This is a genomic window from Kitasatospora sp. NPDC054768, assembly GCF_053612025.1.
The window spans coordinates 1-11,788 of the sequence record NZ_JBSHBN010000229.1 but is presented as its reverse complement, the minus strand read 5'-3'; the positions used below and the strand labels follow the sequence as shown (position 1 = coordinate 11,788).

The window sequence follows — 11,788 nt, the reverse complement described above, 5'->3', positions numbered from 1 at the left end:
GTCCCGGCCCGTCCCCGTTCGTGGCCCCCGTCCGCGTCTCCCGTTTCCTCCGGCGCGCCGTTCCCCGGCCCCGGCCGCCTACCGCTCGGACGGGTAGTGGGCGAGGCCCGAGGCGAGCAGGCCGAAGGCCCGGTCGACCGCCGCCTCGACCCGGGCCCGCACGGCTTCGGCCGGCTCCCCGGCCACCATGGCCCGCCGGATCTCGCCGAGCACCGCCCGGTGGGCCCCCGTGACGGCTCCGGCCACGATCCGGGGGAGCGGGTCCTCCGGCGCGGCTCCCGACTCCTCGGCCAGGGCGGCCGCGAGCGCCGCCTCGGCCCGTTCGCCGAGCTCCAGCAGCCGGGCCCGGAGTGCGGCGCTGTCCTCGACGATCCGCCAGAACGCCGCCATCCCCGGATGCAGTCCGACCGTCGGCTCCCCGCTCGCGAAGGCCGCCAGCAGGTCGGCCCGGACGGCGTCCGCGGCCGAGCTGCCCGCGGGGCGGCGCCGGACCACCCCGGCCAGGTGGGCGACGACTTCCTCCTGCCGGTCGAAGAACAGGTCCTCCTTGGTGGGGAAGTAGTTGAAGACCGTGTTCGGTGAGACCCCGGCGGTCCGGGCCACCTCGACCACCGTGACCCGGTCGAAGCCGCGTTCGGCGAACAGGCCCATGGCGGTGTCGGAGAGCAGCTCCCGGGTCTGCTGCTTCTTGAGTTCGCGAAGTCCCATGGCCGGATCCTATCCGCAGTGCATGGTGTCACTCCAAAGTTGCAGTGACACCAAAAATATCCGCTACGGTGGCGGCATGACCTTCACCTTCGGCATCTACCCCGGCGGACTGGCCGGTGACGACACCGGCGTGATCGCGCCCGTCCGCCCCGACGACCCGGCCCGGATCACCGCCGCCCTGCGCGAACTCCAGGGCGGTGCGGCGGAGTTCCTGGTCCGCGCCTACCGCTCCTACCCGGGCGGCGAGCACACCCCCGCGCGGCCCGAGCAGTACGCCGTCGAGGGACGCCGGCTCGACTTGGTGGTCCAGTACCGGGATCGTGGCGGGGAGTTGGCGGGCTGGCTGGACTTCGTCCGGTGGACGGTCCGCGCGGAGGGACACCGCCTCGGGCTGCTCCAGATCTGCGAGGAGCCCAACCTGGACCTCCCGCCCGTGGACGGCAGCATCCCCAACGTCCGCCGGGCGCTGGTCGAAGGCGTGATCGCGGCGAAGGAGGAGGCGCTGGCCCGGGGATTCGACCGGCTGGCCGTCGGCTTCAACGCGGTGCCTTCCTTCGACTCCGCGGACACCTTCTGGCCCGAGCTCGGCCGGCTCGCCGACGAGCGCTTCCACCGTGCCCTGGACTACGTAGGCCTGGACTTCTTCCCGGACGTCTTCCGTCCCGTCCCACCCGGTCGACTCGCCGACGCGGTACGGGCGGTGCTCACCGGCTTCCGCCGGGACACGCTGCCCGGAGCCGGGATCGGGCCCGGTGTTCCGCTGCGGATCTGCGAGAACGGCTGGCCCACCGGCCCCGGGCGGAGCGAGGCGCGGCAGGCCGGGGTGGTGGCGGAGGTGGTCCGGACGGTCGCCGGGCTCGCCGCCGAACTCAATGTCATTGGTTACGCGTTCTTCGCCCTGCGGGACGCGGACAGTGCGGGCGCCGGGCTGTTCCCGCACTTCGGCCTGATGCGCGACGACTACACGCCCAAGCCGGCCTTCGCGGTGTACCGCGCGCTGGTCGAGGAGCTGACGAGGGGCTGACGGCGGGCTGACGAGAGCCGGCCGGTTCCGCTAGTTCGCCTCGAAGAAGCGCTCCACCGTGCGGCGCTGTGCGGCGACGGCGTCCACCGGCTCGCCGATCACCCGGCCGGCCAGGGCGACGGCCAGCTCGCCGACGTCCTGTCGCAGCAGGCGGGCCGCCTCGGCCCGGTCGGCGGCGATCCGGGCGCGGCCGGTGGCGAGCAGTTCGTCCCGGTCGCGAATGCCCTCCGCGCGGGCCGCGACCATCGCCGCCGCGCCGCGCTCGGCGTACTCCTCCCGGATCCGGGCCGCCTCGTGGCGGGCCTCGGCCAGCTCCCGCAGGCGGGCCTCCCGGGTGGCCTCGGCCTCGGCGAGCAGGGCCTCGGCGCGTTCGGTGCGACCCTCGGTGGCCTCCCAGCGTTCGGACTGCACCCGTTCGATCCGGGGGAGCAAGTGGCGGCCGAGCACCCACAGCAGCAGGAAGAACAGTGCCAGGCCGAGGACCAGTGGGGCCGGTTCGGGCTTGAGCGGGCCGAGTTCGAGCGTCACGCGTTACCTCCCCAGGGTATGACGTTCCGTCGGTCGGAAGCTTCCCCAGGGGTGACGCCGGTCGAACTCGGCCCGGACATGAGCTGCGTCACGGCGGCCCGGGCGGCCGGGGGGCTCACTGCCCCATGACGTACTTGACGGTCGGGCCGGCGGTCCAGCCGCCGTCCACCGCCAGCTCGGCGCCGGTGACGTAGGAGGAGTCGTCGGAGAGCAGGTAGACCACGGCGCCGGCGATCTCGGGCGCCTCGCCGACCCGGCCCATCGGGGTGTTGGGGTAGTTGCCCTCGCCGCGCCGGACGCCGACCGAGGCGGTCATCGGGGTGTAGGTCATGCCCGGGTGCACCGAGTTGACCCGGATCCGCTCGGTGCCCAGCTCGACCGCGCCGATCTTGCTGAGGCCGCGCACGCCCCACTTGGAGGCGCCGTAGCCGGCGGTGAGCGCCAGGCCCATCAGGCCGGCCGCCGAGGAGATGTTGACGATCGAGCCGCCGCCGGCCGCGCGCATCGCCGGGACGGCGGTCTTCATCCCGATGAACACGCCGGTCAGGTTGATGTCCAGGACCTTGCGGAAGTGCTCGACGCTCTCGTCCGCGAGCAGCGTGCCGGTGGAGATCCCCGCGTTGTTGACCAGGCCGTGCAGGGCGCCGAACTCCGCCACCGCGAAGTCCACCACGCGCTGCCAGTCCTCCTCGGAGGTCACGTCGTGGCGTACGAACCGCGCCCGCTCGCCGAGTTCGGCGGCGGTGGTCCTGCCGTCCTCCTCCAGGACGTCGGTGATCACCACGTTGGCGCCGGACGCGACGGCGAGCCGGGCGGCCTCGGCGCCCAGGCCGCGGGCGCCGCCGGTGACGATGACGGTCTTGCCGGTGAGGTCGTTCATGACCTGCTCCTTCGGGGGGTGGGGGAGGAGAGCATGGCGGCGGACATCGTCACCAGGTCGGCGAGGAAGGTCTCCTCGTCCGTCAGGGGGGTGGAGCCGGTGAGGTACTGCTGCGCCCGGTCGGCGAGGGCCGCACCGATCAGGGTGAGGACCAGGTCGATCCGTTCCAGCCGGATCGGCTCCGGCAGGGCGGAGATACGGTCCTCGACCAGCTCGATCAGGCGCCAGTAGCCGCCGCCGGCCAGCGTCGGGTGCGGGGTCCGGGTGCGGACGCCGCTGTTGTGGCTGACCTGCGCGGAGATCCGCAGGCAGTGCCGGCCCTGTTCGGTGCGCAGTTCGGTGGCCTCGGCCGCGACCAGGGCGCCGAGCAGTCCGGGCAGGTCCGCGTCCGCGAGGGCGGGCAGACGCGGCGCGAGGGCCTGCTCGGCGCGTTCCTGGCGGCCGGCCATGATCGCGTCGAGCAGGCCCTCGCGGGAGCCGAAGTGGTACTGCACGGCGGACGGGTTGCTCTGTCCGGCCAGTCGGGTGATGTCCCTGGTCAGGGCGGCTTCCACGCCGCGGGTGGCGAAGAGTTCCTCCGCCGCCCGCAGCAGCCTCTCGCGGGTCTCGTGGCCCGCCGATGTCCTTGCCATGCGCGCAAGATTAATGCTGCGCATTATTAATGGCAAAGGAGGCAGGCCCGGTCCCGGTCCCCGGCCTACGTCACCTCGCCCCGGCGGGAGAAACGCTCCGCCCGCCACTCACCGCTCTCCAGCACCTCGGCCAGCTGCCGGGCCGCGTCCCAGACCTCGGTGTACGACACGTAGAGCGGCGTGAAGCCGAAGCGCATCAGGTCCGGTGCGCGGAAGTCGCCGATCACCCCGCGCTCGATCAGGGCCTGCACCACCGGGTAGCCGTCGGCGTGCCGCAGCGCGACCTGACTGCCCCGCCGGGCGTGCTCGCGCGGGGTCGCCACCTCGACGCCGTCCAGCCCCTCGGTCAGCGAGACGAACAGGTCGGTCAGCGCCAGGCTCTTCGCCCGCACCGCCGCTTGGTCGACCCGCTCCCAGACGTCCAGCGAGGCGTCGAGGGCGGCCTGGCCGAGCAGCGAGGGCGAGCTGGTGAGGAACCGGCCGATGCCCGGCTTCGGGTCGTACCCGGGCTCGAAGGCGAACGGCCGGGCGTGGCCGAACCAGCCGCTCAGCGGCTGGAGCGGACCGGCCGCCAGGTGCCGCTCGGCGACGTACAGGAAGGCCGGCGAACCGGGGCCGCCGTTCAGGTACTTGTAGGTGCAGCCGACCGCGAAGTCCGCGCCGGCGGCGCCGAGTTCGACCGGCAGCGCACCCACCGAGTGGCACACGTCCCAGATCATCAGGGCGCCCGCGGCCTGCACCCGGGCGGTGATGCCGGCCATGTCCAGCAGCTCGCCGGTGCGGTAGTCCACGTGCGAGAGGACGACCGCGGCCACGTCCCCGTCCAGATGCCGGTCCAGCTCCTCGGGGCGGATCAGTGCACTGCGCGAGCCCTCGACCAGACCGGTCACGCCCTCGGCGATGTACAGGTCGGTGGGGAAGGCCTCGGCGTCACCGAGCACGGTGCGCCGGCCCGGGCGCAGCCGCAGCGCGGCCGACAGCACCTTGAAGAGATTGACCGAGGTGGTGTCACAGACGACCACTTCCGCCGGACCGGCGCCGATCAGCGGCGCGATCCGCTGCCCCAGCCGGTACGGCTGCTCGAACCAGCCGGCGTCGTTCCAGCTGCGGATCAGCTCCCGGCCCCACTCCTCCTCGACCACCCGGCGCACCCGCTCGGGCGTGCGCACCGGCAGCGCGCCCAGCGAGTTGCCGTCCAGGTAGATCACCCCGTCCGGCAGGGCGAACTCCTTGCGGAACGCCGCCAGCGGGTCGACGGCGTCCAGCGCCGCGCAGTCCTCGCGCGTGGTCATGCCCGTCCTCTCGTGCCCCTCGCCCACAGCCCGCTCCGTCCCTGCCCGTCCCGTCGCATCGCGCTCTGTCGCATCAAGCCTTGTCGCATCAAGCTCCGTCACGGCCCGCTCCGTCACAGCCCGTCCCGGATCGTCCACAGCTCCGGGAACACGTCCTGCTCGGCCGACTTGCGCAGCCAGGTCAGTCCGCTGGAGCCGCCCGAGCCGGGCTTGCCGCCCATGGTCCGCTTGACCGCCGAGAGGTGGCGCTGGCGCCAGCGGGTGACCCGCTCGGCCACGTCCAACAGGGCCTCGCCGAGCGGCTGGAGCGCGGCGAACTCCGGCTCGGTGTACACCCGCCGCCAGGCCGCCTCGACCTCCGCGGACGGCTGGTGGCGCTCCTCGGAGGGCGCCCGGTGCGGGGCCAGGCCGCGGCGCGCCAGCAGCGCCAGCGCCTCGTCGTACAGGCCGGGGGAGCGCAGGGCCTCGGTCAGCTCGGCCTGGGTGTCGGGCATCCCGTCGTACATCTTCAGCAGTGCGGCGTTCTTGTTGCCGAGCAGGAACTCCAGCCGCAGGAAGGCGGCGGACTGGAAGCCGGAGGCCTCGCCGAACAGCGAGCGGAAGGAGTTGAACTCGTGCGGGGTCATGGTGGCCAGCAGGTCCCAGGACTCCACCAGTACGTCCTGCACGTGGGTGCCCCGGCGCAGCGCGGCCAGCGCGGCGGGCAGGTCGTCCTCGCGCAGTGCCTGCCGGGCGAGCGTCCACTCGTGCCGCAGCAGGTCGAACAGCAGCTCCATCACCTGGGTGGTGACGATGAACGACAGCTCGGCCGGCTCCTTGCTGCGCGGGTGCTGCAGGCCGTGCAGCTCCTCCAGACGCACGTACTGGGCGTACGGGGTGCCCCGGCCCGGTGCTCCGCCCCGACCGAACGACAGGTTGGGTGTCTCCACCGTGTCGTGCCCCATCCCGATCCTCCTGATCCTCCGGGCCGCATCGCCCGGTCCGGTGAACCAGCCGGACTGCCGGGTTCCACCGGGTGCCCATTGTGCGGCGGCGGTGCCCCCCGTTTGAATGGTCGACGGGCATCGCAACCGCCTTCGGAGCTGTCGTTCGCGATGCATTCCGCCGATTCGCTTTACGAATGGAAATCCCTTGATCCCGACCACCCGGGAGGTCGCCTTGGACGCCGTTGACCGCCGCCTGCTCGCCGAGCTCCAGGCCGACGCCCGGCTCTCGTACAACGAACTCTCCCGCCGGGTGAGCCTGTCCGCACCCGCGGTGGCCGAACGGGTCCGCCGGCTGGAATCCGAGGGGGTGATCAGCGGCTACCACGCCCACGTGGACCTCACCCGGGCCGGGCTGCCGATCACCGCGCTGGTCCAGATCCAGTGCTACGGCCCGCGCTGCGTGCTGCGCGATCCGGAGGTGCCGACCTGGCCGGAGGTGGTCCAGCTGCACCGCGTCACCGGCGGGGCGTGCTGCGTGCTGCTGGTCGCGGTGTCGACGATGGCCGAGTTCGAGGCGGTGTGCGACCGGCTCGGAAGCTACGGCCAGCCGTCCAGCTCGATGATCCTCTCCAGCCCGGTGCCCTGGCGGCCGGTGGTGCCGCGCTGACCGCTGCCGCTGCCGCTGCCGCTGCCACTGCCACTGTCACTGGTCCACGGCCGGTGCCGATGACGGGGCGGGCGGCGGGCGGCTGTCCTTGACGCGGACGTCAAGGAGTAGGTTGCCCGGCATGCCGAACGAGCGCCACATCCTGCTGCTGCCCGGGAGCCTGCGAGCCGGTTCCACCAACGAGACCGTGCTGCGCACCGCGGCCGCCGTGGCCGCGGCCGCCCCGGGCCTGCGGACCACGTACTACGCCGGGCTGGCCGGGCTGCCGCACTTCAACCCGGACCACGACACCGACCCGCTGCCGGAGCCGGTGGCCGAGCTGCGGGCCGCGATCGAGGCGGCCGACGCGCTGCTGGTCTGCACCCCCGAGTACGCCGGGACGCTGCCGGGCGCGTTCAAGAACCTGCTGGACTGGACGGTCGGCGGGATCGAGATCTCGGACAAGCCCACCGGCTGGATCAACGCCGCCGGTCCGGGCCGCGGCCAGGGGGCCGAGGCCACCCTGCGCACCGTCCTCGGCTACACCGGCGCGGCCGTGCTGGACGAGGCCTGCGTCCGGCTTCCGCTGGAGCGCGGCGCGGTCGGCCCGGACGGGCTGGTCGCCGATCCACTGGTCCGCGAGCGGATCGGCGAGGTGCTGGCACGCCTCGCGGCCGGCTGACCCGGGCGGGCGCCGGGCTCGGCGCCGTTCAGGGCCGGTCAGCGCCGTTCGGCGCCCGTCAGCCCGGTGCGGGTGCGGGTGCGGTGGCGGGCTCAGTGCCCCTCCGGCAGGTGCACTCCCAGCCCGGCCAGGCCCTCCAGGAACAGTTCGACGCCGACCGCCGCCAGCAGCAGCCCGAGCAGCCGGGACAGCACCTCCAGCGAGGTGCGGTGGGTGCGTCGCATCAGCGGCGCGAGCACCGCCACACAGAGGTAGTTGATCACCGCGACGGCCACGTACGCCCCGGAGACGGCGGCCTTCCAGCCCAGGTTGTCCTGGTTGAGCGAGGCGACCAGGACGGCCGTGATGGCGAGCGGGCTGGCGATGTACGGCAGCAGCAGCTCGCGGATGCCGTCCACCAGCGGGTTCGACAGGTGTTCGTCGTCGTCGGCGTCCGAGCCGAGGTGGACGCCGAAGACCAGGGCGACGGCGTAGACGAAGAAGATCGCCCCGCCCGCGAGCTGGAGCGACTGGTCGCTGATGTGGAAGAGGGTGGTCAGCTCGTCGGCCCCGAAGCCTAGTACCAGGCCGATCACCGCCGCGATGGCCGTGCTCAGCGCGGCCAGCCGGCGCAGCTCCCGGTTGCTGCGGGTCCCGGCCAGCCGGGCGAAGGCCAGCAGGGTCTTCGGCGGGCCGACCACGGCGAAGAAGGTGATGAAGGCGCTGCCCAGGTTGAAGACGAACATGGGCCAAGCATGACCTCGGGGCCCCGGGCAGCCGGTCCGCCACGCCCCGCGGCCGGGCGCGGCGTGGATCACCCCGCCGGCGGTTCATTCCCGGTCGCGGCCGAATTCGCCCGGATGGCGGCCCCGGCTCGAAGGGACGGGCGCCCTCGGTTGCTATGGAGGCAGGACCGTCACCACTGTCACCGAGCGGGGTCACTCCGCCGCGGAAGCGAGGATGCGACATGTGCCTGAACCGTAAGGACCTGGGCCTGCTGGCCCTGCGCGGCGCGGTCGGCGGCGTGCTGATCGCGCACGGCACCCAGAAGCTGTTCGGCTGGTTCGGGGGCGGCGGCCTGGAGGGCGCCACCCACGCCATGGAGCAGATGGGTTTCCACCCGGCCCGGCAGAGCGCGCTGGCGGCCGGCCTCGGCGAGGCGGGCGGCGGCGCGCTGCTGGTGGCCGGGCTGGCGACCCCGGCGGCCGGCGCGGTGGTGGCGGGGACGATGGCGGGCGCGGTGTCGGTGCACGCCCCGGCCGGCTTCTTCGCGATGTCCGGCGGCTACGAGTACCCGGCCTTCCTCGGTGCGACCGGGCTGGCGCTCGGCCTGGCGGGCGCCGGCCGGTACTCGCTGGACCACCTGACCGGCCACGTCTTCGACCGGCCGTGGCTCGGCCTGGCCTCCTTCGTGGCGAGCGCCGCCGGGGCGTACGGCGTCGTCGCGCGGCGCCGCCACCTGGTGCGGCTGCGCGAGGAGCGGGCCGCGGTGGAGTCGGACTCCCAGGAGGGCTCGGGGCTGTCCTGACGCGCTCTCCCGGCCCGGCTCACCCGGAGGCAGCAGCCCTGCTGGCGGCGGCTCCGCGGCCCTCGGAGGGTGGGCGTGGAGGTGCGCCGGGCAGCCCGGCGCCGACCGGAAACGAGGGACCGCATGGACCGCCAGCCGCTCACCCGAGCCAGCTCCCCGACCCCGCCGAGGGTCACCGCGCAGGACCTGGACGCACCACCGGTGCGTCACCAACGCCGGGCGGTGGCGGGGGTGTTGGTCGCGGCGGTGGTCGGTACGGCGGCGCTCGCGGGCTGTTCCTCCTCCGGGAAGACCGTGAGCGGCGTGGCCTCCGCGGCGGCGTCGGCGGTGGAGAAGGGCGCGAGCGCCGTCGCCTCCGCCGCCTCGGCGCTGGGCTCGGCGGCCGGCGGGGCGGGGTCCGCGATCGCCTCGGCCGAGGCGCAGGCCTCGGCGGCGGTGTCGGCGGCCTCCTCGGCCGTCTCCGGGATCAAGGGCGGGCTGGACGCCAAGGGGGACGTCACCGCCGGGGCGGTGACCACCGGTTCGGACGGCAAGCCGCAGGTGCCGCTGACCGTCACCAACCACGGGCAGCAGTCGTACCGGTACGTGATCCAGGTGAACTTCACCGACGAGTCGGGCAAGGTGATGGACGCGGCCGCGGTGACCATTCAGGACGTGGCGGTCGGGCAGAGCTCCCAGGCCACCGCGCACGCCCACCGGGACCTCTCCGGCACGGTCAAGGCCGAGGTGGCCAACGCCGTCCGTTACTGACTCCGGGGCCGTCCCGGGACGCGGCAGCCCAGCTCGGCGCGGGGGTGGAACCTTAAGCGGGTCTCAAGGCCCAACGGCACCCCTTGACGGGTGAGTTGGTCTAGTCCATTTTTATTGCCCAGGTGCAGGGAGCCCCTGAACCGGCGTCAGCGGCCTCGTGCCGCGGGCGCCGGTTCGGCACATCCCGGTAGTCCGTCATGGTCTGATCCCGCTCGATTCCCCACCCACACCTGTCATGTCCCGGTCGTCCGGCCCCACCCCGGACGCGCGCCCCCGGGACGACGGGAACCCCCACAACCAGGAGTCACGCACCCATGCTGCGCTCACGCATTGAAAGGGCCGGGACCCCGGCGCCGCAGGGCGGCCGCCGACGCCGCCCGAAGAGCATGGCCGCCATCGCGGCCGGCACCACCGCCTCCCTGCTGCTCGGCGCCGGCCTCGCGCTGTCCGGCGGCGGCGCGGCCAACGCCGCGACCACCAACTCCACCGGCGCGCCCGCCACCAGCGGCGGCATCAAGGTCGCCTACTTCGACCAGTGGTCGGTCTACGCGAACGCGTACTACCCCAAGACGATCCAGGACACCGGCGTCGCCAAGAACCTGGACTACATGATCTACTCCTTCGCCAACATCCACCCGACCGACCTGGGCTGTTTCGAGGCCACCAAGGCCGCCGACGGGAACGACAACAACCCCAACGCGGGTGACGGCGCGGGCGACGCGTTCGCCGACTACCAGAAGAGCTTCGGCGCGGACATCTCGGTCGACGGCGTCGGCGACGTCTGGAACCAGCCGATCGCGGGCAACTTCAACCAGCTGAAGAAGCTGAAGGCGAAGAACCCGAACCTCAAGGTCCTGCTCTCGCTGGGCGGTTGGACCTACTCCAAGTACTTCTCGCCGGCCTCCGCCACGGACGCCTCGCGCAAGCACCTGGTGTCGTCCTGCATCGACATGTTCATCAAGGGCAACCTGCCCAGCGACGCCGGCTTCGGCGGCCCCGGCTCGGCGGCCAGCGTCTTCGACGGCATCGACATCGACTGGGAGTACCCGGGCGGCGGCGGCCACACCGGCAACCTCTCCAGCCCGGCGGACAAGCAGAACTTCACCGCCCTGCTGAAGGAGTTCCGCACCCAGCTGGACGCGCAGGGCGCGGCGGACAAGAAGACCTACGCCCTGTCGGCGGCGGTCGGCGCCGGCCAGGACAAGATCATGAACGTCGAGACCGACAAGATCGGTCAGTACCTGACCTTCCTCGACGTCATGACCTACGACATGCACGGCGGCTGGGACGCCCAGGGGCCGACCAACCACCAGGCCGCGCTCTACTCGACCCCGGACGACCCGTCGACCCCGGCCAAGCCGGGCAACGGGAAGTACTCGATCGACAACGCGATCAAGGCGTGGACGGCCGGTGACAAGGAGTACGGCATCCCCGGCGGCTTCCCCGCCAACAAGATCAACATGGGTGTGCCGTTCTACTACCGCGGCTGGACCGGCGTGAAGGACAACGGCAAGCACGGCCTGTACCAGCCCGCCACCCAGCCGGCGGCCGGCGCGGCGATGTCCGGCAACGTCCCCGGCATCCAGATGTACAAGGAGCTCGCGGGCTTCGTCGACAACCCGTCCAAGACCTTCTGGGACGACGGGGCCCAGGCCACGTACTTCTACGACGGCAACACCTTCTGGAGCGGTGAGGATGCCAAGTCCATCCAGGCCAAGCTCGACTACGCGCACTGCAACGGCCTCGGCGGCTCCTTCGCCTTCTCGCTGTACGACCTGGGCACCAAGACCGCCCTGTTCGACAAGATGGTGAGCGCCACCAACGGCTCCGCGTCCGCCTGCCCGGCCCCGCCGACCGGCACGCCGACCCCGACCCCCACCGGCACGCCGACCGGCACCCCCACGGGTACGCCGACCGGTACCCCCACGGGCACCCCGACCGGCACCCCGACCACGCCGGCCTCCTGCCCGGCCGCCCCGAGCTGGGACACCAACACCACCTACGCGGCCGGCGGCACCAAGGTCTCGTGGAAGGGCCACTACTACACCAACAAGTGGTGGACCAAGGGCGACGACCCGAGCCTGAGCGGCCAGTGGGGCGTCTGGACCGACAACGGCCCCTGCTGACGGTCCACCGGACCGCCGAGGGCCTGACGGATCCTCGCAGCACCTGAAGCGACGGGTCCGGCCCGCCGGGAGGAGCATCCTCCCGGC

The 11,788-nt window shown here is 72.9% G+C and carries 13 protein-coding genes; 6 read left to right on the top strand and 7 right to left on the bottom strand.

The window, feature by feature from the left end; genetic code table 11:
• Positions 1-78 precede the first annotated feature (78 nt).
• A complete protein-coding gene (locus tag ACWGKU_RS38205) occupies positions 79-708 on the bottom strand; it encodes a TetR/AcrR family transcriptional regulator (protein WP_452178896.1) in 630 nt (209 codons plus the stop codon).
• Positions 709-784: 76 nt separating this feature from the next.
• Here ACWGKU_RS38205 and ACWGKU_RS38200 point away from each other — a divergent pair, with 76 nt between their 5' ends.
• Entirely contained in the window at positions 785-1,732 is a 948-nt protein-coding gene (locus ACWGKU_RS38200; protein WP_452178897.1) for a hypothetical protein, read from the top strand.
• Between the two features lie 30 nt (positions 1,733-1,762).
• On the opposite strand, the gene ACWGKU_RS38195 is transcribed toward ACWGKU_RS38200, so the two are convergent.
• The 5 genes from ACWGKU_RS38195 to ACWGKU_RS38175 all read right to left on the bottom strand — a co-directional run bounded on the left by ACWGKU_RS38195 (position 1,763) and on the right by ACWGKU_RS38175 (position 6,008).
• Entirely contained in the window at positions 1,763-2,260 is a 498-nt protein-coding gene (locus ACWGKU_RS38195) for a F0F1 ATP synthase subunit B family protein (RefSeq protein ID WP_401054681.1), read from the bottom strand.
• Positions 2,261-2,375: 115 nt separating this feature from the next.
• Positions 2,376-3,140 carry an SDR family oxidoreductase gene (locus ACWGKU_RS38190; protein WP_452178898.1) on the bottom strand — a complete coding sequence of 255 codons (765 nt, stop codon included), beginning with the start codon at positions 3,138-3,140 and terminating at the stop codon, positions 2,376-2,378.
• Entirely contained in the window at positions 3,137-3,772 is a 636-nt protein-coding gene (locus ACWGKU_RS38185; protein WP_359907188.1) for a TetR family transcriptional regulator, read from the bottom strand. Before ACWGKU_RS38185 ends, ACWGKU_RS38190 begins: the two co-directional genes overlap by 4 nt.
• Positions 3,773-3,837: 65 nt before the next feature.
• Positions 3,838-5,064 carry a kynureninase gene (kynU, locus tag ACWGKU_RS38180; protein ID WP_452178899.1) on the bottom strand — a complete coding sequence of 409 codons (1,227 nt, stop codon included), beginning with the start codon at positions 5,062-5,064 and terminating at the stop codon, positions 3,838-3,840.
• A gap of 113 nt (positions 5,065-5,177) precedes the next feature.
• Positions 5,178-6,008 (bottom strand): tryptophan 2,3-dioxygenase, encoded by an 831-nt coding sequence (locus tag ACWGKU_RS38175; protein WP_452178900.1) that lies wholly within the window; start codon positions 6,006-6,008, stop codon positions 5,178-5,180.
• A 187-nt stretch (positions 6,009-6,195) separates the two neighbouring features.
• On the opposite strand from ACWGKU_RS38175, the gene ACWGKU_RS38170 reads away from it, so the two are divergent.
• On the top strand, positions 6,196-6,657 hold the full coding sequence (locus ACWGKU_RS38170) for an Lrp/AsnC family transcriptional regulator (protein WP_359907181.1): 462 nt from the start codon (positions 6,196-6,198) through the stop codon (positions 6,655-6,657).
• A 121-nt stretch (positions 6,658-6,778) separates the two neighbouring features.
• Positions 6,779-7,318 carry an NADPH-dependent FMN reductase gene (locus tag ACWGKU_RS38165; RefSeq protein ID WP_380553437.1) on the top strand — a complete coding sequence of 180 codons (540 nt, stop codon included), beginning with the start codon at positions 6,779-6,781 and terminating at the stop codon, positions 7,316-7,318.
• 92 nt (positions 7,319-7,410) lie between these two features.
• Here ACWGKU_RS38165 and ACWGKU_RS38160 read toward each other — a convergent pair whose 3' ends face one another.
• Positions 7,411-8,043 (bottom strand): MarC family protein, encoded by a 633-nt coding sequence (locus ACWGKU_RS38160; RefSeq protein WP_387689547.1) that lies wholly within the window; start codon positions 8,041-8,043, stop codon positions 7,411-7,413.
• Positions 8,044-8,264: 221 nt separating this feature from the next.
• Between ACWGKU_RS38160 and ACWGKU_RS38155 the strand changes: the two genes are divergently transcribed.
• From ACWGKU_RS38155 to ACWGKU_RS38145, 3 genes are all read left to right on the top strand, one after another.
• The gene (locus ACWGKU_RS38155) at positions 8,265-8,825 is read left to right on the top strand and encodes a DoxX family protein (RefSeq protein WP_359907172.1); all 561 of its coding nucleotides are present in this window, start codon (positions 8,265-8,267) and stop codon (positions 8,823-8,825) included.
• A 123-nt stretch (positions 8,826-8,948) separates the two neighbouring features.
• On the top strand, positions 8,949-9,575 hold the full coding sequence (locus ACWGKU_RS38150) for a hypothetical protein (RefSeq protein WP_401050819.1): 627 nt from the start codon (positions 8,949-8,951) through the stop codon (positions 9,573-9,575).
• A gap of 314 nt (positions 9,576-9,889) precedes the next feature.
• Positions 9,890-11,701 (top strand): glycosyl hydrolase family 18 protein, encoded by a 1,812-nt coding sequence (locus tag ACWGKU_RS38145; protein WP_452178901.1) that lies wholly within the window; start codon positions 9,890-9,892, stop codon positions 11,699-11,701.
• The last annotated feature ends 87 nt before the right edge of the window (positions 11,702-11,788 follow it).